Source organism: uncultured Bacteroides sp., assembly GCF_937912035.1.
Classification (GTDB): domain Bacteria; phylum Bacteroidota; class Bacteroidia; order Bacteroidales; family Bacteroidaceae; genus Phocaeicola.
Genome location: NZ_CALDPF010000007.1, coordinates 1 through 24,974 on the forward strand (window position 1 = coordinate 1; position 24,974 = coordinate 24,974).

The window sequence follows — 24,974 nt, forward strand, 5'->3', positions numbered from 1 at the left end:
GAGCATTAGCCTTCCAAGCTGAGGGTCGCGGGTTTGAGCCCCGTCTTCCGCTCTACAAAGAGTCCTGATTATGGGACTCTTTTTTTTATCCCCTGCATCGAGATGAATTTGGAACAACAAAAAAGCTACCGCATTTAGCGGTAGCTCCCTATATCTCCGTAAATACTTCTATAAAGTTTACTCAGCCTTTTCTACAAATTCTGTAATACCATTTGATACCAATAGGTTATACCACTGTATAAGCTTCTTTATATCACTCAGATGAACTCTGTCTCTATCGTAATTAGGAAGTACCTCTGCCATAAATTCACCCAACTCTTCTGCTGATGCCTTTTTATAATCCAAAGATGTCTTGTTACCACCTTCTTTTGTCTTTACTGCCTCAAAAACCTCAGACAGTGGAACTTCATCAGCATCAGTATACATTGCAATGTCACCCAACGAAATAACTTTATCAGAAGCATAAATTGGTAAACGCTTCTTGTCTGGACTTACAGACTCAACGATAAGCATATTCTTTCCTTGCGAAATAAGCTTATATAATCCCGGTTTGCCGGATATGGCCAAAATTGTTTTCAACATATTTCTATCATTTTTATTTATAAATTCCGAACAAAAATACAACTCACATTCGAATTACACAAGATATTAAATATCTTTTATAAGCTGCAACTCTGAAATAAGTTTGTCAACCTGGCTGTCAAGCAAAAACCTACCGTCATTCTCAATAACAAAATCAGACATTGAAATTTTGACGTCGTCATCCATTTGTGATTTAATACGCTCCATAACCTTTTCTCTATTGGTATTATCACGTTCTATTACCCTGTCAACTCTAATTTCAAGTGGGGCATGGACCATAACTATTTTATCCACAATATCATTAAAGCCAGCCTCAAACAATATAGCACTCTCTATAGCCACTATATTATATCCCAACAAAAAATAACGATCTGCCCACTTTAAGAATTCATTTTTTACATAAGGATGCACTATTGAATTCACTTTTGAAGCGTTTTCAGCAGATGTAAATATATACGAGGCCAAAAGTGGCTTGTTGATTTCCCCATCTTGATACACATGCTCTCCTAACAAAGATTTCAACGAGAATATTATCTCATCATCTGTCAGCATCAACCTTTTAGCCTCAAAATCTGAATCAAAAACAGGTATTCCTTTTTTAATCAACAATTTTGAGAGAAAAGACTTTCCACTTCCTATACCACCTGTAATACCCAATCTGACTTTCATTATTTTTATCTTTTAATTTTAACCGTCTCTTCTATCAAATAATCTACACTTGAAGGATTTACCCTTATATTTGACACTGCCGGATTCGTGGTTGTAGCCACTAAAGTTACATGGTCTGTACCTGAATTGATTACATCATCATATCGCACCCCTATCAGAAAATCCGATGACTGAACTGACGAATAATCAGAAAGCCCCACCTTAAATGTTACTTTTACCTTTGACGGGAAAGTACGAAGTGTCTTATTATCAGGAAATCCCAAACCTACAACAGGAACATCAACTGTTTTCTCAGAATACATGTCAACAGAAATTGAAACATCACAAAACTGGGGATCATATTTCACACCATCAATTTTTTTAAAAGATGTCCGTAATGATGTTTTCCCAGAAATGTCTTTACACTCAAGAGGTACAGTATATGCAGTCTGAATATTTTTTAACACCTTAGCTGGCGCATATATTACAACTGAATCAGGAACAATTGTTATATCAGATACATAATACTGCATTGCCGGAACAATATCACCGCTAACTGAGACCGGAACTTTCTTAAAATCACCACGTGAATATATAAATCCTATGGAATCTGGAGAAACCGACAGCAATCTTGTAGTTGGATTTAACTGCGAAGCTACTCTCTTACGCAAATCATCAGAAGACAGCAGTACACTAGAGGAAGAATTATCGTAATCTGCAAAATCTATCGATATGGGCAAGAAGGAACGTCCAAGCATATAATTCAACAAAACGGTTCCTCTATCCTCAACCTTAACCTTTACTTCATTCTGCAAATCTGACGTAATTATAACATCCTTTGGTACAGACTTTAATCTTAAAGGTATACTGAATTCCGTCTGGAAGGTTCCATCAAGCGTCTGCAACATCCAAAAACCAAATGAAACAGCAACAAAAAAAGAAAAAATCAAAAACTCCCTGCATTTTTCAGTAAGCAGGAAGTTTCTGATTTTTTCAAAAATGTCTCTAAAAATATCTTTGATGTTCTTTTTACCGAACAACATATCAAAATAGTTTTTATTTATTTACCTGTGCCTGAGCATCAGCATAGATTGAATTTCTATCTACTTTTATCTTTACACTTGGAGCTATTTCAACTACCACAGCATTATCTTCCAATTCTTTTACCTTGCCATAAATACCTCCGGCAGTAATAACAGACTGACCTATTTCAAGAGTCTTACGGAAATTAGCAATTTCCTTCTGTTTCTTGTTCTGAGGACGAATCATGAAAAAATACATAATGGCAAAAATAGCCACCATCATTATCAGGAAAGAATAATCTGCTCCACCCTGAGCTTGCAGCATTACTGTCAATAAGTTCATAGTTTCTTTATTTAATTTGATTAGTATTAAGTTTCGCTGACAAATATATCATTATTTTGTCAGCTTATTTTCCTTTTTTAATTTGTTAACTATTGCATCCAATGTACCGTTGATAAATCCACCACTTTTAGGAGTACTGTAAAGTTTTGCAATCTCAACGTATTCATTCAATGATACATTTACAGGAATATTCGGGAAACTAAGAATTTCAGCAAGTGCAATCTGCATTATCACAACATCCATCAACGCTACACGGTTCAAATCCCAATTCTTGGACGTCTCACCTATCAAATGACGATAATATTCGGCATTCATTATGGCACGACGGAACAAACGGCGCGCAAAGTCCTGATCTTCCTCATCCTTAAATTCTGGAAGAAGTTCCTGTTTGGCACCATTTTTAGGATCAAAACGCTTGATTGTCTTAAGAACAAAAGTGTCTACTATTTCTTTATCATCATTCCAATAAAGACTTTGGTCTTCAAGTACCTCATCAAGCTCTGTATTATTGAAAATTATATTTTTATATATTTTTCTCCAGAACTCGCGATCGTCATCGTATGATGTTGTCTCTGCAGACATATACTCGGCATATATATCACTCTGCTGGATTTTTTCGTAAAGAGACTTAACGAAATCCTCTTCATTATCCCATGTTTTCTTTTGGGCTACAACGAAGGCATTAAGATCGTTGTTAGCTTCCAGTTGGGCAATGAACTTGTTTTCAACAAACCTCATGTTAGGTGATAACTCCTCTTTTGTAGGTGCCAATTTATTCTTCGCAGCATCAATTCTCTTATTAGCATACCGCGTTACAGCCACCATAAGAAGCAAAAGATAATTGTACAAATCGTACGCTTTGGATAAACTGAAGAACAACTCTTTCTCTGCAGTATCCAAGTTTTTACCGCCATTCTGATAATAAGCGTAAATAATCTGAACTATTTTCAGACGAATAAGAACTCTGTTTATCATATTAATAAGATGAAATTTCAGCGGACAAAATTAATCATTTTATTCCTTACTGACAACATAAGTACGTATTTTTCTATTTTTTTTCACTTTTAGAATAAATTCTATACATAGTTTCTTTGTACATAAAAAAAAAATATTCAACTTTGGGCACGATTTATTTATTATATATAGTGACTATGGAAGATTTAAAAAAGAAAAGTATGACTGAAACAGACAAAGAGATTGTATTCTCAAAAGCAATTAAAGCCGGAAAAAGAATTTATTATGTTGATGTAAGAAAGAACAAGAAAGATGATATGTTTCTTGCAATCACAGAAAGCAAAAAGGTTATTTCCGGTGAAGGTGTCTCCCCTGCTGTAAGTTTCGAAAAGCACAAAATATTCTTGTATAAAGAGGATTTCGAGAAATTTTTAAACGGTATTCAAGAGGCCATTAAATTTATAGAGGAAAATAAGACGTCTGATTTTACTGTCGACAACAGCAATTTGGCTGAAAATGGGGAAGGAAATGATTTCAAATCATCGTCTGATATTAAAATAGACATAGACTTTTGAAATAAATATTATAATCAAATAAGAACTATATTATATAAATAAAAAAGAAGAAAAACGATACATTGTTTGGCTAATTAGAATAAAAGGCATATCTTTGCACCGCTTTTTTAAATTCATCGTGTGTATACCACATCGTGTGATGGCGAATTAAGCAATTTTTTATTCAACTTAATTTAGAGTAACACAAAATTTTTAAGAAAATGAAATCAATTGAAATTAAAGGTTCTTTGAGAACTGAAACAGGCAAGAAAGCTACTCGCGAACTTCGTAAGTGTGACAGTGTTCCATGCGTATTGTACGGAATCAACAAAGATGAAAATGGAAATCAGGTAGCAACACACTTCACTGTTACTAACGATGGTTTACGTAATTTGGTATATACACCACACATTTACGTAGTTGATTTGAATATTGACGGTAAGGTTGTAACTGCTATCATGAAAGACATTCAGTTCCACCCTGTAACTGACAGAATTCTTCATGTGGATTTCTTGCAGATTGATGAAACTAACCCAATCGTAATGGAAGTTCCTGTTAAATTGGAAGGTCTTGCTGAAGGTGTTAAAGCCGGTGGTAAATTAGCATTGCAGGTTCGTAAACTTAAAGTTAAAGCTTTATACAACTTAATCCCTGAAAAACTCATAATAGACGTTACTAACTTAGGTCTTGGTAAAACTATTAAAGTTGGAGATTTGAACTACGAAGGATTGCAGCTTTTGAACGCAAAAGAAGCTGTCGTATGTGCAGTTAAATTGACTCGTGCTGCTCGTGGTGCTCAGGCTGCAGCAGCTGCTAGTAAGAAATAAGTAATAGTTTAAACAACTAATACATTACAAATCCGTATTTAATGAAATATCTGATAGTAGGATTGGGAAATATCGGTGATGAATACCGTAACACCCGTCACAATATAGGATTTATGGTATTGGACGCCCTTGCTAAGGCGTCCAATATTGTTTTTAGCGACAAGCGTTATGGTGCTGTTGCAAACATGTCATTAAAAGGCAGGCAACTAGTATTGCTCAAACCATCTACTTATATGAATCTTAGTGGAAATGCTGTACGTTACTGGATGCAACAGGAAAAAATACCACTGGAAAATGTTCTTATTATAGTAGACGATCTGGCATTGCCAATAGGTACCCTACGCCTAAAAGGTAAAGGCAGTGATGCCGGCCATAACGGACTTAAACATATAGCGGCAACACTTGGAACACAAAACTATTCACGCTTGCGTTTCGGTATAGGTAATGATTTCCCAAAAGGAGGACAGATTGATTTTGTTTTGGGTGAATTTGATGATGAAGCCAGAAAAATACTTCCTGAAAGAATAGAACTTGCAGGCGAAATTATAAAGAGTTTTTGTCTGGCCGGACTCAATATTACCATGAACCAATATAACAACAAATAATTATGGCGGAAGCAAGAATTGACAAATGGTTGTGGTCGGCAAGAATATTCAAGACTAGAACCATAGCTGCTGATGCATGCAAAAAAGGTAGAGTTTGTATTAACGGAGCTCAGGTAAAACCTTCAAGAATGGTAAAGCCAGGGGATATCATCAATGTAAAGAAATCTCCAATAACATATTCATTTAAAGTTTTGCAAGCTATAGAAAAGCGTGTAGGTGCCAAACTTGTTCCTGAAATAATGGAAAATGTCACTACACCAGATCAGTATGAACTTCTTGAGATGAGTAAAATCAGCGGATTCATTGACCGTGCAAGAGGAACAGGCCGTCCGACAAAAAAAGACAGGCGCAGTCTGGATGACTTCTTTACCCCTGAATACTTTGATGATTTCGATTTTGATTTCGAAGAAGATGAGGAAGAGGAAAATGAAAACGATTGACATCAGAAAATAAAACAAAGCCGTATCAATAATATCCATGAGCAATGATATTAAGATACGGCTTTCTAGCGATTAAAGATATAGAATGAAAATATATGGGTGTTTTTGTGTTTCTTACGTATGCAAAGATACTTACAAAACACTATTGCCGATAAAAATTATGATGTACACGTAAAAGACTTATCTATCTGTATTTCAATTTATTGATAAATTTTATGATGTACATATCAGAAAACACCCTATATTAATACTTACAAAAAACAGCTTTCTACCCTAATAAAACTGTAGTTATTCTGAAAATAATCGAATATCGCTGCTATGTTTCATTTTGCTTACAAAATCCGCATAATCATCCATCCCCAACGATAAAAATCTTTCTCTTGACATATTCAACACATCACTATATCTACTGTCCACGGTACTGAAATCTATATTGTAAAGAATACGTAAGAAATCATCCGAATATTCAACAAAATCAGAATCAGCAAACGAAAGATACCACAAAGCATATTCAATACGTGAATTCATCACATCACGATATATACCGTCGTGAGTTTCTGATTCTGAGAGTAATACCAGGCGGTCGGCACACGAATATTTTTCAAGGATAATATCTTTGCTTGCCATTTCGTCCAAACATCTTGATGCCATAGCTGAGCTTCGTACCGAATCTCCGTTAGACTTAATCCATTCCGCAGCTCCGCATATCATTCTCTGCATGGTGATAGCCATTCGTCTGTTCGTCTCATCGAAATAGACAGAATTGTCTGACAGGTTTCCATATAAATATTGATTCATTATGTTTTCATAACATCTGTCTGCATCAACCGTTTTATCGAGTTTTCGCGCATTGAACGGAACAATCCTTTGAGCCATACCTTCAAGCACAAGGTAATCATCCAAATCAAGATACTCACCTATCTGCATCGATTTGGCTACGTAAAGAGGACGTTCCCAATTACAATTGCTTATCAAGTCGGCAAGTATAATACCGCTTCTTGTCAGATATGATCTCCCTTTAAGGTTCACTGTCATGGTTTCCGGTATTTCAATATCCTCTGGAATATACATTCCCGAACGCCTTACGGCATCTTCATCAATGCTGAAGTGTATCTCATCCGTCGGGATACATCGCATGGATTCATCATCAGAGGTAAGCCAGTATCTGACTATGTTTTTCCATTCCCACGGATCCTCGCCAAAAGGATATTCCCCCGGATGGTCATTATAATATGCTTCTATCTGATCTTTTATACGGACCGGCTTCCCATCATCGGTATATCCTGTTACAGGATTAACACGCACCACATCGTTCACACCGTCTCTGTAATACTTTCTTTCGAAGGATACAGGCAAACCTGGAGAAGAATGTGCAGGGCGGCACATCTGGTCGACATACCATCCACCGGTCAGGTACATAAGATTGCACACCCTAACATCAGTCCGCACTCCCTCAACTTCCTGTGCATACCATAGCGGAAACGTTTCATTATCACCATTCACGAACAGTATCGGATTTCCTTCTTCCTGAAGAGTATTGAGATAGTTATATCCCATATCGCGGCAAAGATAGCGGTTGCTCCTGTCATGATCGTCCCATGTTTGCGAAACAATCAACAGTACAAGACCTGCACATATCACTGCAGAAAAAGTCATTCCCACGCAATCTGTTATCCTACTGAATATTGCCTTTATGGTATAAAAGAGGGCTGCGGCACCCAAACCTATCCAAATAGCAAAGGCATAGAAAGAGCCCGAATAAGCATAATCCCTTTCACGGGGCGGCATAGGAACCTGATTGATATATAGAACAATAGCCAGACCTGTCATGAAAAACAATATCATCACGACATTAAACTGACGTTTTCCGACAGCACCTGTTCTCAATTGCCACACGATACCCATAAGTCCCAATATCAGTGGCAATGCATAATATACATTTCTACCTTTATTATTTTCCAGATGCGACGGAAGCAACTCATTATCGAGAACGAACAATCTGTCAATAAAACCAATTCCCGTAATCCAGTTTCCATTTATCCTGTCTCCATTACCCTGAATATCATTCTGACGTCCTACAAAATTCCAAAAGAAATATCTCCAATACATATAATTAACCTGAAAACAAAGAAAATACTTCAGGTTATCCATAAACGCAGGAACCTTTACAGACACATTTTCACCCTTAGCCTTATCAAAAAAAGTAACCTGCTTTCCTTTCATACCTCCAGGAATCCATGCCTGATATTGGTCCGCATGACTTTCGCTATACATTCGGGGAAAAAGCATACAAGTGACGTCCTCATACTTAGGACTGATTTTACTTCCTGTGACCACATATTTCTCATCCTTACGAGTCTTGGCAGTATCTGTCGTCCAGTTCTTCCTTCTATATATATCCTCTGTTTCTTCATAATCGTACATCAGATATCCATCCTTTTCCTTCAAGGCACGTACAGATGCAAAAGACTGACCATAAAGCAATGGAGTATCACCATACTGCTCGCGCCCCAGATAATCACGAAGAGTAAAAGGATCTTCTGGAGACTGTTGGTTCATAGGCGTATTGTCCGACGAACGTGTCAGTATAAGGGCATACGAACTATAACCAACAGTAAGCATAAGCATGCAGAAACTGACTACATACGACATACGCCACAACCTGTCATGAGCGGTTTTCTTGTAAAAGAACCATAACACAGCGGCAAGCACAAACGATATAAACAGCGTAAGTGGCATACTACCCTGAAACGTAACCCCCAACATCAATGCAGAAAGATATATCAATAACAATACAACACGGATATCATGCATTCTCACGCTCTCAATACACGATATAATAAGTAATATGAATAATATCACGGAATAGACTATCATACCTATGTTATATCCTGCTTCGAGTGTATTGGCAAAAAACAGTTCGAAAATTCCTGCCATCTTCATTACACCCGGCACTACTCCATATAGCACTACAGCTATGACCATCATACTGACGGCAAGCGACAATAATAATCCTTTTAGACCATAATTGGAGAATTTACGATAATACACTACCAGTCCGACAGCGGGAATGCACAACAGATTAAGCAAATGCACTCCTATTGACAGACCGATTATATATGACATAAGGACAATCCATCTATCGGAAAAAACACTCGCGGACTCTTCGTCCCACTTTAGAATAATCCATACCGTAAGGGCCGTGAGAAATGATGAAAAAGAATATACCTCCCCCTCTACCGCCGAAAACCAGAATGTATCCGTAAAAGCATACGACAGGGCTCCGGTAAATCCACACAACATAATCAAGGCTATTGAAGACGACGTATATTCGCTTCTGGCCTTACCGGCATATATCAGCGACGACGCAAGATACGTTATAGTGAGAAACAGAAAGAATATGCATCCTGCACTGAGAAGTGCGTTCATCACATTAATACAATACGCCACATCCTGCGGCGAAGATGCAAAAAGAGAAAACACATTACCAGCCAACATAAAGAATGGAGCACCAGGCGGATGACCGACCTCCAGGCGCGAAGCCGAAAGAATAAACTCAGGACAATCCCAGAAACTGGCGGACGGTTCTACCGTGAGAATATAAACCACAGCAGATATCAGAAACGCTATAAGTCCGCAAATCAGATTAACTCGTTTGTAAGCACACATAATTTACTCTGTTTTTCAGACAAAGTTAGTGTGATTATCAACCAATCGTACAATAGCGATACGGACATTAGTACCAACCGGAGTCAGAACGTATCTATCTGAAAAACAATGGATTTACATCAAAGCTTCGAGAAAGCGATGCAGACATTTGCTGTACAACACCTTCTCCCGTCTTGACATTCAGGCCATTCGGGCAGAAATTTCCGAGACACGGCCAGCCTCTATTTTCTTTTGAATTCTGAATTTAGCCTTAGTAATTGAACCAGGTGATATTCCATAAAATACAGCCAACTGTCCTGTAGTAAATCCCAGTTTAGTAAGGCAACTTATTTCCCTGTCACGTTCCGTCAATCCGTCTGCAGAATCTATCGTCTCAGAGAATCCAGGATATAATGTTTCAGCAAATGAAAAAAGGCAATTCCATTCGTCAGGTGTTTTAACAGGCATATACGAGGGTGAAGACTTCAACCTGTTTATCAGTGTAACTGCAATGATGTTTGTCTCGGACAATAATTGCGACTCGCGCATTTTCAACTGTTTTTCCTGTTGGCACAAGTCCGATTCACGATTGTCAAAATAATTCTTTCTACATATATTCTCTTGTATAGCATAGGAAAGGCTATTTTCAGCTTTTCTTCTGCCACGATAAAAGCAAACAGACAATGCAGACAACATACCGAAAACCAATATTGCACTGGCCGCATTCACGACATTGCTTTTTTCAGTTTCCTCTTTCCTCAGCAAATACTTTTCGTGCAAAAAATCAGCCTCCAACGAAATGAGCTGTTCCCTGCGCTTCAAACAGCCCAGCGAATCTGCCTTTACAGTATTTACCAAAGAGGCAAAATCATCTTTTTGCGGATTGAGAGCAAACAGTCCATATTCATCCTTGAAAACATTTTGCAAGCCTTTTGCAAAGGCAACCTGACGATACTTGTCCATGAAATATAAGGCAGTGTCCTTCTGATTGAGCATCATATAATCCAGTCCCAACTTTGCAGCCGACTCGCACAAAAGTCTGTCATCTTCTATCCTTCGGGCTATGTTGTACCCCTCACGGTGATTCTCTACCGCTTTCTCATACATTCCGTATCTGAAATGAAAATCTCCCAACCGGGTATATGCAGAAACCTTCAACACCGTATCCTGTTTTTCTTTCAACATGTCAACAACACTAAGGTAACATATCATGGCATTTTCAGCATCTCCTTCAGACTCGTAATATCCGGCACGCTCAAACAAAGCCGCAATATCACTTGAAACGTCTGCTGAATAATTACCGGCAGAATTACATGAAACCACAAAACAACAAAGTATGAATGAAAATATAAACAATAAAATATGTCTCATAGAATTACACCTTTATATATAATGCAAATGTAATACTTATATCCGCATATAACAAATCATCCGACCTGATAAAAAAACAGGCCGGATGAAACAAAAGATATTGTATATGAAAGATGAAAATGATTAGAACCTGCAACCTACAGTAAACAATACCTGATGACGGTTATGATCGACCAATGCTGAATTGTTTCTGTCAACAACTGTAACTCCATCATTAGCAAACTGATAATCGTCGAACATATAGAAGTCTGACTTATAAAAATCGTATTTATAAGCAACATCAGCATATATTACTCTGCCACTGTAACCTAATCCTAAGGTTATGGTATTGCGTGCCTTGATATTATGATATTCAGGATCAGTACGTGTTTCATCAAACCAGATATATTTATCGTTCATTGTTTCAACGTTCGGCACATAACGGACTGAACCATCCTTAAATGCAGAAGTTATATAATTATATCCCGCACGGAAACTGAATGACGGTGTAAGCATTGCTTCCATTCCGAGTTTTAATGTATGTACCCCTTTAAGATACTTATCTGTAGCAATGTTCGAGTTGGAAAGATCGTAGCCATTATAGTCCTTATAATTGATATAAGAATAGTCAGAATATTCATATTCTGCTCCTACTGCCAATACTCCACTGAACGTAGTACCCATGTTCACATTAAACTTCCACGGTGTACGCATACGGTAGTCCCACACATAATCCGGATTCAGATAGTCCGAAAGGTTTTCTGTATAAGGTTCAGGCATAGCAAATATATCCGTACCTAATGTTGACGTATATCTGTCTGTCAGCATATACCAAACAGGTGTATGTATTGCAAAACCTATTCTAAAAGGAGAATATTCAAACGGACGGGCTATAAATCCAAGCTTCAAGTCATAACCAGTTCCACGAGTACTGAACCAGTTGTTCAATGTAAAATTACCGTTATCTGCTCCATTATCATCAAGAAGAGTTTCCGAATATGAAGAATAACGATTATAATTTACATCATACACACCCAGTGTCACACCGAAATAATAACGGTCTTGAACATTGAAAGACATATTGAAATCATACAGGTTGATACCTCCTTCTTCACGACTATAGTATTCACCCATATCACCGTTCCATCCCATCATATAGAATCCTTGTTCGTCTGTACTGCCGTCAACAAGTCCTGTTCTGGCTCCCATAGCACCAAGGAATGGTGTTCCATAAAAATATTCTGATGTATATGGATTATCAGCATCAAGAACATTATCATAACTTTCTTGTGAACCATATCCTGCACCAATCATCATGTCAGTCATCTGCCAGCTTAAAGAAGAACCATTCAATGCACCTTTTGAAGTGAATTGCCTGTTAAAGTTCGCAGCCTTGTGATAATTAAATCCAAAGTTAAGATACCTCAAATTAGTCTTGTTACCAATCTTGTTTGAATAGACAAAACCTATCTGATCGAATGACGCCTTTGTACGACTGTCATTTACTTTGGTACCATTAAACGTACTGCTTGTCATATTCTTGTTAAAGCCAAATGAAGTTGCAACATTATGACTCCTGAACAAAGCAATACCTGCAGGATTTGTTCCTATTACGGATATATCAGCTCCTAAAGCTCCCATTGCGCCACCCATACCTACAAAACGAGCTGTTCCATTAAGTTCATTTCCTGTTAAACGGGCTGCATCATATTGTGTTTGTGCCAACAATACCGATACGGACATTGTCAATATAGCAAAAATATTTATCCTTTTCATTATTCTAAATTTATGAAGAACAACCTATTGATTATCTGCGACGACTGCCGCCACCACTTGAACGGGATACAGAACCTCCAGACGACCTACTATAACTACTGCTACTTCTGCTGAAACTGCTTCCTGACGAAGTTGTGTTCGAGCGCTGGAAAGTACTTCTTGTATTGCTATTATTATTGTTATAATAGTCCGAACTTCGTCTGGTACTACTTGGGCGATTATAATTCGAACCAGTTCTGTCAATATTAGTAGTACTACGACGTGTATATGTTCCCGTATTAGGACGTGTATACATATTATTTGAATTTACACGTGTACCGCCAGTACTTGTACCAGTTGATATTCCTTGATTTCTTACAGCAGTTCTACCCGGTCTTACAGACTGTGTAACTTCACCTCTAGTATTACTACCTGTTACCACCCTACCAACAGACGCACGTCTGGTTGCCGTATTAGCTCTATTCGTAGCAATTGCAGATGATGATTGTGGTCGTCTGGTATACGACGAACCTGAACCGGCAATTGAATTACCCCTGTTATACGACTGATATCTGCCCGGTCTGTAGTCTGAATGTCCTGAGCGATACCAACCACTGTTCCATCCATAATAAGGATAATGGTGGTGATGATACCATCCGGCTCCCCAATAACCTCCCCAGTATCCACCCCAATAACCGGCATACCATGGTGAGTACCATCCACCATAATACCAAGGAGAGTACCATAGAGAATGCCATCCAAAACCAAATCCCCATCCTGGACCATAGAAACCGTATGACCATCTCCAGTCCCACCACAAACTGTTTGTATATGTAGGGAAAATATAAGCGTACATGCCATCATCATATACATTCCAGTCCCATGAAGGAAAAGCTCCATAAACTACATCCCAATAAAGAGGACTACTTATAGGAATAGCATATCTAGGATTACGGAAACGTACTATTCTCATTGCATACTCATAGTCCATGTCTGAACCTTGGAAACCATTTACCCACTCACCACGTTCACTATATGGTTTTTCTTCGATATAGAGAGTATCATTATCATAGGTAAATGTATTGTCACGAGATGTATATCGACGGTTGTACTCGTCAACATCACGCACATTTCCCTTTACATCTTTAACAACTATAGCCGTATTCGAAGGCAATTCGTTAATCGTTTTGTTTGAGACTTCCTTAGGTACTACTCCAACCTTCTGACTCACCTCAGTCTTTTTCTCCTTCTTTGGGATAAAATAAAGGTCGTCAGTACTCTGAGCCATTGCCAACCACGGCAGGAAAGCAAACAGCATGGAAGCCAGTACTTTTCTTCTCATCTTCATATCTTTTTGTTTTTTTAGTTTATAAGTTTATTTCGTCATACTTTTATTTACGTACAAATATAATATGATAATATCATACTCGATATAGAAATTCCCTAATATATCATAGGGATTTCCCTATTTTGAGTATATTTGCACTATAAATAAAACAAAAAAATCCGAATATGAAATACTTCGAAGTTACATTTACTGTAAATCCATGCAATGAAACCGTAACAGACATTCTGTCAGCACTCATAGCAGAAACAGGTTTTGAAAGTTTTGTAGAATGCGAAGGTGGTATGCAGGCATACGTACAGCAATCACTCTTTGATGAAGATGCATTGAAAAGTATAATAGCAGATTTTCCTGTTTCAGAAACTGAAATCACTTATACCATAACCGAACCTGAAGACAAAGACTGGAACGAAGAATGGGAAAAGAATTTCTTCCAGCCAATAGTGATAGACAACAGATGCGTGATACACAGTACGTTCCACAAGGACTATCCTAAAGCTGAATATGATATTGTCATTAATCCGCAAATGGCTTTCGGAACTGGACATCACGAGACAACAAGCTCTATACTTGGAGAATTGCTTGACGCCGACCTGAAAGGTAAATCGGTACTCGACATGGGCTGCGGAACTTCTATTCTGGCTATCCTTGCAAGCATGAGAGGTGCAGACCCTGTAACCGCTATTGACATCGACGACTGGTGTGTAAACAATTCTCGCGATAACATAGCACTTAATAACATCAACAATATCACAGTAGAATTAGGTGATGCATCACTTCTCGAAGGACGCAAGCCATTTGATGTGATAATAGCAAACATCAACAGAAACATTCTTCTAAACGATATGGCCGCTTATACTGCATGCATGCACGAAGGTTCTGAAATATATATGAGCGGATTCTATGTTCAAGACATTGATGCTATCCGTAGTAAAGGTGAAAGTCTGGGACTGAAATTTGTACACTATCGAGAAAAGAACAACTGGGCAGCAGTGAAACTTATAATGGGGTGATCATACCGATAAGATGAGATGAAAAGTATTTGAAAATATATTGTAAAACGTTTTCAAAACAAAAGACGCATAATGACTGGTCAAGACAAGACCTTTTTCATTATGCGTCTTTTATATTATCTTATTAAAATTTCTTATTTCACATTCTTTGTAGCCTTGGCATAAATAATAAGTGCAATAGCCGAAACCGCACCGATACCAGTAAACCAATACCAGATGTAATGTGCATTGGCCGCATCGGCTTTCCACGCTTCTACAGAATCATAAAGTGCAGGGTCAGGGCAATATGCTGTGAGAAGAATACCTGACAAACCAAAACCAATTACTGAAGCAAGGAATGAGTGCAAATGGCTGAATCCGAGATACAGTCCTTCCTCACCTTTAGGAGCCTGCAATGAAAAGAATTCCATGTATCGTGGAGATATGAAACACTCAGCAAGTGCCTGGACTGCAATTCCGGCAATCATCATCACCGTAATAGGATGCATACCAAAAATATCTCCTTCAAACAAATTTCCGGATGCCATAATCAATGCAGAAAGAGGGATAAGGAACATTCCTACTGCCATTGATGTAAGAGCCTTGCGCTTTGCCATAAGTTGAGTAATTATATTCACAAATATTACCACAACGAATGGATTTACATTGGCAATCCACCCTGGCTTAGCAGTTTCACCAGCCATACGGATTACATACTTAGGCATTGTGGCATACATCTGATGCTGTATCATCCAGAAGCCTGTTACTATCAATATCAGCAACAGGAGGCGCCCGTTGGTAAACACCTTTCCCAAACCACGGAACACTTCTGCCATACTTTTTCCCTCACCCGATGTATTGGCAGAATGGAAGAAAAAGAATATGGTAAGGAGAGCGATGAAACACAACGTAGCAGAGAAGAAATTGATATATATGTAAGCCTCATCACCTACTATCGAACGCATAGGATCAACAAAACATTTACCAGTAAATGCCCCGATATTTACCATCATATAGAAAATGGAATATCCGCGCGCACGTGTCTCGGATGTTGTTTCCCTGGCCACAGAAGCAGAAATTATAGATTTGATAAAGGAACCTCCAATCACAAGTATCACCATTACAGGCACAATGAGCAGACGCAGACTGCTTGTTTCAAGTCCTGTGAAATGAGTTTTTTCGCCGTACTCTACCAGACCAGCAGACTCAAGCATGACAGGAAGCATACCCAATCCAAGATATCCTATTGTTAAGAGCGTAAATGCTATCAGTATAGCCTTACGATAACCAATCTTGTCAGCAAAAGCTCCTGTAAACATAGGAAGAAAATAAAGCCCTCCGGAGAAAAGACCTGAGATAAGACTCGCTTCAATATCGTTGAAGCCTAATGTGTTAGATAGATAAAGTGTAATTACGATAAAGATGGCATAATAGGCCATACGTTCAAAAAGTTCCGACAAATTGGCTGTCCAGAACGCACGAGAGAATTTTGTCATCAATTTTAAATGTATTAATGGTTAAAAAATAAATAGTATCTCATGATATAGTTTTACCAAACGGAGTCAAAGCCAGTCCAGCGAGTTTGAAATGCTGCATACCGAAAGGTATTCCTATCACTGTGAGACATAATAATGCCCCGAAAAGTAAATGAGTAAGAGCAATCCATATTCCGCCCAATAGAATCCATAAGAGATTCATGAATACATTCAAACATCCACCTTCGGCTGGAGTACTCTGAACTTTTACTCCAAAGGGGAAAAGAGCAAGCATTGCCAACTTTAAGGTCTGGAGACCAAAAGGAATTCCTATGATAGTTATCATAAGAAGGAAACTGGAAACAACATATTCCAGACATACGAATAACCCACCTAAGATTATCCATAGAATGTTCATCAGAATGTTCATAATAATGAAGATAATATGTGTTAGTTATTAATTGTTTGTTATATCATTCCTTAATAGTCAACTCCAGTAAATCACTCATTGACCCATTGAATACATTCAGATCGACTTGCTCATTAATTCCAGGTAAAGTACCGACATCCGTATGCTGCCAGAATTTCCATTCCCCCTCATATCTCACCGAATCTACGTAATAATGTGCAATCCAATAAGGATATGTATTAAAAACAGAATCGGACAAGTATTTGTTCTTGAATTTATAAGAAGTATATAATATCGGCTTTACTTTATAATGCCTTTCCACTCTATTAAGCCATATCAACAAATCTCTTTTCAACTTCACCGCATCCTTAGGCCTTTTCTCTATATCAAGTACCGGAGGTAAGTCACCCGCTTTCAATTTTACATTGTCTATAAAGAAATCCGCTTGCTTTATAGGATCTGTGTTAGGATTATAAAAATGGTAGGCACCACGTATAAAATGAGTGCTGTCAGCTTCGGAAAAGTTATAGTCGAAAGCCTTATCCTTAAAATCTCCTCCCTCTGTAGCTTTTATAAATACGAAGCGTACTGGAAACTGCGCATACTGGACACTTTTCAATGCTTGCCAGTCTATCTCATCCTGATGATGGGAAACGTCTATTCCATGTACTGCATATCCGTATGGCAGACAAACTCCGTAGGCTTTCATTCCGTAACACGGCTTCCACCTGTAGGAATACGGACGTATGAAGAAATAATAAAATCCGACCACGAATATCAATGCACCGACTGCCATTAATACGTAATGTGCTGTATCCGACAGTTTTACAGACTGTGACTGTTTCTTTGAAGTGGAAGATTTAGTCCTAACCGGTTTGCGACTTCTGCCATTTGCTGTTTGCAACGGTTTATGCCTTGTGGCAGGCTTTTTTGAAACCTTCTTCTCCACAGAAACTTTCGGTTCTTTTATCATGGTTAAAATTAATATTATAAAATCAAACAGAGAATTAAATTACAAGTACATATACTATAGTAAAAGAATCACCACAGGAGCATACATACTCTGTTGCTTGTCTGTGGTGATTCCTGGCAATTATTTATTATCAGTCATTAACCGATATTATTTAGCCTGTTCCAACTGAAGAGTCTTTGTTGGTTGGTCGCAAACTTCTGTAGGACCGAAGTACTGTATAGGACCTGGATAAACATATGCAGTTTCCTTAGCCCAAGCTTCACGCTGTGCGGCGAATGCTTTGAAAGGAGCACCGTCAAGTTTAACAAGAGCCTTCTGTATAACTGGTTTCATTTCGCCGTGACGACGTTCCATGTTCATCATCATTGTGATAGGCACACCACCTGCAATCCATTCAGCAGCAGGAGCAGTAGTGTTACGTACTGATGACATGTAACCAGTCTTACCACTTGCGATAAGCAATGAAGCTGTATAACCAAGTGAATAGCAGTAATCAGCATCGAAGTTAGATGGAGCAGCGCAACGTCCTTCGTAACCGAAGAAGTGGTGCTGAGCAGCGAACTTACCTACGTATTTACCTTCAGCCTTCCATGCAGCAAGTTTCTTGCCAACCATTTCAGAAAGAAGTTTTTCTGTTTCGATAAGTGATACCTGTACGTTTCCGTGTGGGTCGCGGTCGAGTGACAACTGACGAGCAACACCTTCTGGAAGAGAAGCATAGATAGCTGAATTTGCTGCAGAAAGTTTACTTATGATATATTCACGCTGTTTGTTAGGTTCGATGCTGTTGAATTCTTCGCCGTTAGCAGCAAGGAAGTCGTTCAATTCAGCGATAAGAGCCTTCATAGCAGGAATGAACTCGATAAGACCTTCTGGGATAAGAACTGTACCGAAGTTGTTTCCGGCAGCAGCACGGTCAGCAACAGCCTGTGCAATGTAAGTTACAACATCGTCAAGTGACATGTTCTTAGCTTCAACTTCTTCAGAGATAATACAGATATTTGGCTGAGTCTGAAGAGCACATTCAAGAGCGATGTGAGAAGCAGAACGTCCCATCAATTTGATGAAGTGCCAGTATTTACGAGCTGAATTACAGTCACGTTCAATGTTACCGATAACTTCAGAGTAAGTCTTACAAGCTGTATCGAAACCGAATGATGTTTCAATCATTTCGTTCTTCAAGTCACCGTCGATAGTCTTAGGACAACCGATTACCTGAACACCATAATTCTTAGCTGCATAGTATTCAGCCAATACACAAGCGTTAGTGTTAGAGTCGTCACCACCGATGATAACCAAAGCCTTGATACCAAGTTCTTTCAAAATTTCGTAACCTTTTTCGAACTGTTCTTCTTTTTCAAGTTTTGTACGACCTGAACCGATGATATCGAAACCACCTGTGTTGCGGTATTCGTCGATGATATCAGCAGTAAGTTCTTTATAGTTATGGTCTACCAGACCGCCAGGACCAAGGATAAATCCGTAAAGTTTGTTGTTAGGATTAAGTTTCTTGATACCGTCGAAAAGACCAGAGATAACGTTATGTCCACCAGGAGCCTGTCCACCAGACAAGATAACACCGACATTCATTTCTGCAGTGTTCTGAGCCTGTCCTTCTACGAACTGGATCAAAGGCATTCCGTAAGTATTAGGGAACAACTTCTTGATAGCTTCCTGATCGGCTACAGACTGAGTAGCTTCACCTTCCTTCACTGCAACCGCACCTGTCAGGGCTTTTGGTAATTTTGGCTGATAAGCAGCTCTTGCAATTTGTAATGCACTTTTTGTCATAATTTCAAAATTTATTTATATAAGGTGTATGTTATTTTGAGCAGTTATACGTTTTTTAAAAACGCTTTGTCATTTTAATCAAAACGCCCTATTGTTTTAATCATAACGTGCTGGCGTTTTATTTCAGATGCTTTTTCAACATTCTGTGCAAATTTCGCCTTTTTTTCGGAAATACGAAAATGACGGATAAAAAAAAATACACGACAGGAATAATATTTGACAAAAAGAGGTATATATTCCAACAAAAACATTATCTTTACGACAAAATATTTTTTATTAATCAATTAAAATCATAGAATTATGGCTAGTAGAAGAGACTTGAAAAAACATGTGAACTATATTTCTGAGGTAACTGTTGGTATGTGTATTATAGAAGGCATGAACGCCGAAGGTGAAAGACGTGAAGATATCGCAAACCTTGTAGAAAAGACACTAAACCTCCGTTCAGATATAATAAGCCGAATCAGCCATACTGAACCAGGAAATGTAAAAGGTTTCTACAAAAAGCTGAAATCGGATTTCAATACACAGATTGAAGAAGTGTTCAACAAGCTGAACGAAAAATAAGCCACTGACAGGAGGAAATGAAGAAAGCGCTTTTCAGTTTTATTTACTTCAAACTATTGGGATGGAAGGCTGAAGTCAATGTTCCCGATTACGACAAATGTATAATCTGTGCTGCTCCACACACCACTAACTGGGACTTGATAATAGGAAAACTGTTCATCGGTGCCATAGGCCGTGAATCAGGGTTTCTTATGAAAAAAGACTGGTTTTTCTTCCCACTGGGATACCTGTTCAAATGGATGGGTGGAATACCAGTAGACAGAAGCAAACGCACTTCATTGGTAGAGCAGACAGTGGAGCTGATAAAGAAAAGTCCGAAATTCCATTTGGCAATAACTCCGGAAGGTACACGTTCGGCAAACCCTAATTGGAAAAAAGGTTTTTATTACATAGCAAGCGGCGCAAATATACCTATTGTGCTTATAGGTATAGATTATCAGAAAAAATGCATCTATGCCAACAAGGCTATCATGCCTACAGGCGATATAGATAAGGACATGCGCGAAATAAAACTCTACTTCAAAGATTTCAAGGGGAAACATCCTGAGAAGTTCGATATAGGAGAGGTCTAAAAAAATAAAGAAAACGGCTGTAAATAATTTGATTTACAGCCGTTTTCTTTACCTGAAACTTTAGCAAATATACTAGAAATCAATAATAAACTCGTCGAAGCTGGTATTCTCTATTCCTATTTTCTCTTTCAGCCTCATCTTGCGTCGTGATATGCTAGCCTTTGCAATATGGTATATCTCAGAAAGCATGGACATGGAGAGTTCCATCTTTACCAGACAGCAAAAACGTATGTCATCATCTGTAAGCTGAGGACAAAGTTTCTTCAGTCTCTCTGTAAACATATCAAAGCAAGCATCAGTATTGCCTGTTATAATCTTCCAGTCTTCATCAGTCAGATGAAGTGCACCCTGAGCATTCTGTCTCCTCATAATCACAGGAAGAGTGATATTGTTAAGTTGTTTATAATAATCAATATTTTTATTCAGTTTCTCAATCTCTTTTTGTTTAAGTTCTTCCTGTTTACGTGCAAGCGATATTTCCATATCCCTACACTTCAACGTTTCTTCCATTTTCAAACATGTCTCCTCTCTCAAACGCTCTGTAAGTTTACGTTTATTTGAGCGGTAATGATGAAGCAATACAGATAAAAACATTATGACAAATAATGCGGCAAGTACAAAGTTTGAAAACATCAACCGACTTGAGGCTGCTTGCATCTCAGCCTTGTTGGCACGGTTTTTCTGGATGTTGTATTCATGTAAGCCATGCATTTTTTCCATAAATTCATCACGCCTGTCTTCTATCAGAGAATCAAGAGTTACAGTATATTTCTTAAGAAAATCATAAGCTTGAGGAAGTTTTCCAAGACTGTCGTACATTTCAGACATTGCCCTATACGACTTTATACGTGCAGACATATCTACACTATACATATTGGGAACTATATAATGTACTGCAGAATCTGAGTTCCCATTCAAAGTGTATGCCAATCCTTTCAACATTAGCAGTTCACTCTTCAACTGGGGAACCGGCCCCAATTCCAGACCTTTGTCGGCAAAATACACTACGCTGTCAGAATTACCAGAAGCCATATATGCCTCCGACAAATGTTTATATATATCCGACTTAGTATTATCGTTTTTATCATATAAATATGCCAATGCCTTCCTTAAAGTGGAATATACCTTCGGCATGTCTTTTTTATTCAGATAATATAATGCCTTTTCATGTAGAAAATCTATGTTTGCCGACGAATCGTGCAGTGACTTCAACAAGCGTTCAGCCGAATTTATGTATGACTTTTCCATATCATGCCTCATCTTGAAACGGTATATTTTCGCCAGTTCCAGATTAATCTTAAAATGAAGCATACTGTCCGACCCGGCATATTCACCAGCCATGACATAACTGTCTATCGCCCTGAGAAGATAAAAATTCTTATGCTGAATTCGGGCCTGATAAAAATAGGCCATAGCAAGACAGGAATCCATCTCCTCACGAGAAAACACCTTGACTGAAAAATTCAGAATAGAATCATTCTTTGGAAAACTGTCTTTATCGCACATGTCTTTCACCATCGACAAAACGTTTACTGCACGTTTCACATCGGCATCGTCACGACGCGAACAGGAAGACATGATAAAGACAAAAAGAAAAGAATATATCAGATATCTGAAAAAACTGTATAAAGACATAAAATCAAGATAAGGTTAATATTATTACGAAGATACAAAACCGTATTAATATCTAAATAATATACAGTCTTTTCAGATATATTTTTTTAGTCTTTTAAGTGTTATATACATGAATAAACTATCAATCCTCGAATAAGGCATTCAGTGCGGACTCCTCTCCCACTACCCAAACGATATCACCTTGTTGCAATTCTGCATCTACATCAGGCTGACGCAATGACATATCGCCGGAAGATTCCACTCCTACTACAAGGCAGTGATACTTGTTTCTAATTCCACTTTCGCGGATAGTCTTTCCTACAAATTTTGAATTTTCGGTCACGACAAACTGTTTCAGAAGCATTTCTTTCTTCTCAAAGTCATCATCCACACAACCCTCTGAAATAGCTTCTGCATGTTCGGCAAATGCCGACAACTGCGAGTCGGAACCTATAACCTGAATTGTATCACCCGGGAATATCCTTGTCTGTCCACCCGGAATATTGATTCTGTGCGTACCACGTATGATTGATGCCACATGAACTCCAAATCTTTTTCCCAAATTAAGTTCCATTAGGGTCAAACCTGCCCACAATGAATCTGCCGAAATCTTTATATCTGTCAAGTGTATATCCCTATCGAGCAATCGTCCTGCGTACTCAGGCTTTTTACTGCCTCTATAAATCATGAACATATCCTTCGACCTCATATTCTGAACAAAAGTCCTCTCCATCAGAATGGACTGTTTTTTCAGGAAACGTGAGAATATCATTGTAAGCACCACGACTATTGCTACTCCAACTACTATTGCTACGGATGCCTGAAACAAATGATTTATAATATAAATAACAAATATCACACCTATCACTATTCTGAGTATAACTACAGATATAAGAGGAGCATGATTGAACCTGCTGTCTTTCCACAAAGCCTTAAATTCTATAGAATGGTTCTTCTTCATAATCATGGCACGCAGGAAAGGCGATATGAGAATTATCGTTATGGCCGCACCAGCCCAGCGTCCCCACCTGTCACCCAAAGCTTCTATAAATAAAGGAAGAATAAAACTGAATGATATAAAAATAGCTGCTATAGTCAGAACGGAATATATCACAGTGATTCTAATTATAGCATAAATCAACGATTTCCAATTGCTCTGATAATTTGCCGGATGTGTAGAACCAGAATATCTTTCTATCATATTTCTCCACTTAGGTGGCATACGTTTATCAACAAAATTATATGCAGGAACAGAAAGACGAATCATATAAGGTGTCAGAAAAGTGGTTATTACAGATACGGCAACGACTATCGGATACAGAAAATCACTAGTCACATTCAAGCTTACCCCAAGCGAGGCAATGATAAAGGCAAACTCACCTATCTGTGTCAAACTGAAACCGCACTGCATAGACGTTTTGAGAGATTGTCCGGAAAGCAGTACACCACCGGTACCGAATATGGTCTGTCCTAACAAGATAGCTACTATTATAGCTACAATCGGCCATATATATTCAACTATAAGGTTTGGATCGACCATCATACCTACAGACACAAAAAATATGGCACCGAACAAGTCCTTTACAGGGGCAACCAGCTTTTCAATACGTTCAGAATCGAGTGTCTCGGCAAGTATAGACCCCATAATAAAAGCTCCGAATGCTGGAGAAAAGCCTACCTTGGAAGCAAGTACAACCATTCCAAAACACATACCTAAGGAGAAAATAAGAAGTGTTTCATCACTCATAAACTTACGCGAGCGTTTGAGAAATGTTGGAATGAGATACATGCCAACTACAAACCACAAGATAAGGAAAAACACCAATTTCAGAATACTGCCTACCATCTCCATACCTTCGAAATTCTTGCTTACAGCCATTGTAGATAGCATAACCATAAGTACGATTGCCAGAATATCCTCAATAATAAGAATACTCAATACAAGACCGGTAAACTTCTGTTGCCGTATACCCAAATCATCAAAAGCCTTATATATAATGGTAGTGGACGACATAGCAAGCATACCTCCCAGATATATACAATCCATCTGCTTCCAACCAAAAGTCCAACCTACGAATATTCCAACTGCTATCATACACAGTATAATGGTACATGCCGAAATCACCGCAGAACCACCGACTTTCATCAGTTTCTTGAAGCTGAAATCAAGACCAAGAGCAAACAAAAGGAATATCACACCTATGTCAGACCATGTTTTAATACTTTCAGCATCTGTTACAGAAGGAGTAAAAGTAAAATGTGGACTGGCCAGAAATCCGGCGACAATATAACCTAATACCAATGGCTGTTTCAACTTCTTGAACACAAGAGTCATTATACCGGCACATATCAATATCAGGGCCAAATCGCTTATTAAAGGAGCCAAATGAGACATAATCGTTATAAATAGTTATTACAACCGCAAAAATACTAAATAAAATAATAGCAAAAGCGGAAGTCTATGCAAAATATCACATAAACTTCCGCCTAATAATATCAAAAAGACAA

General features: G+C 38.3%; 22 protein-coding genes. 7 read left to right on the forward strand and 15 right to left on the reverse strand.

The window, feature by feature from the left end:
• Positions 1-177: 177 nt before the first annotated feature.
• The 5 genes from Q0486_RS00830 to nusB all read right to left on the reverse strand — a co-directional run bounded on the left by Q0486_RS00830 (position 178) and on the right by nusB (position 3,570).
• The gene (locus Q0486_RS00830; RefSeq protein WP_299229358.1) at positions 178-582 is read right to left on the reverse strand and encodes a DUF5606 domain-containing protein; all 405 of its coding nucleotides are present in this window, start codon (positions 580-582) and stop codon (positions 178-180) included.
• Between the two features lie 66 nt (positions 583-648).
• The gene (gene coaE / locus Q0486_RS00835; protein ID WP_299229360.1) at positions 649-1,251 is read right to left on the reverse strand and encodes a dephospho-CoA kinase; all 603 of its coding nucleotides are present in this window, start codon (positions 1,249-1,251) and stop codon (positions 649-651) included.
• A 5-nt stretch (positions 1,252-1,256) separates the two neighbouring features.
• Positions 1,257-2,273, reverse strand: a complete 1,017-nt coding sequence (locus Q0486_RS00840; protein WP_299229363.1) for a YbbR-like domain-containing protein — start codon at positions 2,271-2,273, stop codon at positions 1,257-1,259.
• 13 nt (positions 2,274-2,286) lie between these two features.
• Positions 2,287-2,595, reverse strand: coding sequence for a preprotein translocase subunit YajC (yajC, locus tag Q0486_RS00845; protein ID WP_299229366.1), 309 nt, complete (start codon positions 2,593-2,595; stop codon positions 2,287-2,289).
• Between the two features lie 51 nt (positions 2,596-2,646).
• Positions 2,647-3,570, reverse strand: a complete 924-nt coding sequence (gene nusB / locus Q0486_RS00850; protein ID WP_299229369.1) for a transcription antitermination factor NusB — start codon at positions 3,568-3,570, stop codon at positions 2,647-2,649.
• Positions 3,571-3,746: 176 nt separating this feature from the next.
• Between nusB and Q0486_RS00855 the strand changes: the two genes are divergently transcribed.
• The 4 genes from Q0486_RS00855 to Q0486_RS00870 all read left to right on the forward strand — a co-directional run bounded on the left by Q0486_RS00855 (position 3,747) and on the right by Q0486_RS00870 (position 5,975).
• Positions 3,747-4,124, forward strand: coding sequence for a DUF3276 family protein (locus Q0486_RS00855; protein WP_299229372.1), 378 nt, complete (start codon positions 3,747-3,749; stop codon positions 4,122-4,124).
• Between the two features lie 200 nt (positions 4,125-4,324).
• Complete coding sequence (locus Q0486_RS00860) at positions 4,325-4,930, forward strand: 50S ribosomal protein L25/general stress protein Ctc (protein ID WP_299229375.1); 606 nt, start codon at positions 4,325-4,327, stop codon at positions 4,928-4,930.
• A 41-nt stretch (positions 4,931-4,971) separates the two neighbouring features.
• Positions 4,972-5,535 carry an aminoacyl-tRNA hydrolase gene (gene pth, locus Q0486_RS00865; protein ID WP_299229378.1) on the forward strand — a complete coding sequence of 188 codons (564 nt, stop codon included), beginning with the start codon at positions 4,972-4,974 and terminating at the stop codon, positions 5,533-5,535.
• Positions 5,536-5,537: 2 nt separating this feature from the next.
• A complete protein-coding gene (locus tag Q0486_RS00870) occupies positions 5,538-5,975 on the forward strand; it encodes an RNA-binding S4 domain-containing protein (protein WP_299229382.1) in 438 nt (145 codons plus the stop codon).
• Positions 5,976-6,263: 288 nt separating this feature from the next.
• Here the strand turns inward: Q0486_RS00870 and Q0486_RS00875 are convergent, their stop codons facing one another.
• The 4 genes from Q0486_RS00875 to Q0486_RS00890 form a co-directional block, all read right to left on the reverse strand.
• Entirely contained in the window at positions 6,264-9,644 is a 3,381-nt protein-coding gene (locus tag Q0486_RS00875; RefSeq protein WP_299229385.1) for a DUF2723 domain-containing protein, read from the reverse strand.
• Positions 9,645-9,824: 180 nt separating this feature from the next.
• Positions 9,825-10,994 carry a transcriptional regulator gene (locus tag Q0486_RS00880; protein ID WP_299229389.1) on the reverse strand — a complete coding sequence of 390 codons (1,170 nt, stop codon included), beginning with the start codon at positions 10,992-10,994 and terminating at the stop codon, positions 9,825-9,827.
• A 123-nt stretch (positions 10,995-11,117) separates the two neighbouring features.
• Positions 11,118-12,749, reverse strand: a complete 1,632-nt coding sequence (locus Q0486_RS00885) for a hypothetical protein (protein ID WP_299229392.1) — start codon at positions 12,747-12,749, stop codon at positions 11,118-11,120.
• 31 nt (positions 12,750-12,780) lie between these two features.
• The gene (locus Q0486_RS00890) at positions 12,781-14,070 is read right to left on the reverse strand and encodes a hypothetical protein (RefSeq protein WP_299229692.1); all 1,290 of its coding nucleotides are present in this window, start codon (positions 14,068-14,070) and stop codon (positions 12,781-12,783) included.
• Positions 14,071-14,240: 170 nt separating this feature from the next.
• On the opposite strand from Q0486_RS00890, the gene prmA reads away from it, so the two are divergent.
• Positions 14,241-15,086 carry a 50S ribosomal protein L11 methyltransferase gene (prmA, locus tag Q0486_RS00895; RefSeq protein ID WP_299229395.1) on the forward strand — a complete coding sequence of 282 codons (846 nt, stop codon included), beginning with the start codon at positions 14,241-14,243 and terminating at the stop codon, positions 15,084-15,086.
• Between the two features lie 134 nt (positions 15,087-15,220).
• Here prmA and Q0486_RS00900 read toward each other — a convergent pair whose 3' ends face one another.
• The 4 genes from Q0486_RS00900 to Q0486_RS00915 form a co-directional block, all read right to left on the reverse strand.
• Entirely contained in the window at positions 15,221-16,561 is a 1,341-nt protein-coding gene (locus tag Q0486_RS00900) for an MFS transporter (protein ID WP_299229398.1), read from the reverse strand.
• Between the two features lie 40 nt (positions 16,562-16,601).
• A complete protein-coding gene (locus Q0486_RS00905) occupies positions 16,602-16,970 on the reverse strand; it encodes a YccF domain-containing protein (protein WP_299229401.1) in 369 nt (122 codons plus the stop codon).
• 43 nt (positions 16,971-17,013) lie between these two features.
• Positions 17,014-17,922 carry a glycoside hydrolase family 25 protein gene (locus Q0486_RS00910; RefSeq protein WP_299229404.1) on the reverse strand — a complete coding sequence of 303 codons (909 nt, stop codon included), beginning with the start codon at positions 17,920-17,922 and terminating at the stop codon, positions 17,014-17,016.
• 147 nt (positions 17,923-18,069) lie between these two features.
• Positions 18,070-19,713 carry a diphosphate--fructose-6-phosphate 1-phosphotransferase gene (locus Q0486_RS00915; protein ID WP_299229407.1) on the reverse strand — a complete coding sequence of 548 codons (1,644 nt, stop codon included), beginning with the start codon at positions 19,711-19,713 and terminating at the stop codon, positions 18,070-18,072.
• A gap of 300 nt (positions 19,714-20,013) precedes the next feature.
• Here Q0486_RS00915 and Q0486_RS00920 point away from each other — a divergent pair, with 300 nt between their 5' ends.
• Positions 20,014-20,280, forward strand: coding sequence for a hypothetical protein (locus Q0486_RS00920; RefSeq protein WP_299229409.1), 267 nt, complete (start codon positions 20,014-20,016; stop codon positions 20,278-20,280).
• A gap of 17 nt (positions 20,281-20,297) precedes the next feature.
• Positions 20,298-20,852: a 1-acyl-sn-glycerol-3-phosphate acyltransferase gene (locus Q0486_RS00925; RefSeq protein WP_299229412.1), complete on the forward strand. Its 555-nt coding sequence runs from the start codon at positions 20,298-20,300 to the stop codon at positions 20,850-20,852.
• Between the two features lie 72 nt (positions 20,853-20,924).
• On the opposite strand, the gene Q0486_RS00930 is transcribed toward Q0486_RS00925, so the two are convergent.
• Positions 20,925-22,430 carry a hypothetical protein gene (locus Q0486_RS00930; protein ID WP_299229415.1) on the reverse strand — a complete coding sequence of 502 codons (1,506 nt, stop codon included), beginning with the start codon at positions 22,428-22,430 and terminating at the stop codon, positions 20,925-20,927.
• A gap of 178 nt (positions 22,431-22,608) precedes the next feature.
• Positions 22,609-24,861 (reverse strand): cation:proton antiporter, encoded by a 2,253-nt coding sequence (locus Q0486_RS00935; RefSeq protein WP_299229417.1) that lies wholly within the window; start codon positions 24,859-24,861, stop codon positions 22,609-22,611.
• Positions 24,862-24,974 lie beyond the last annotated feature (113 nt).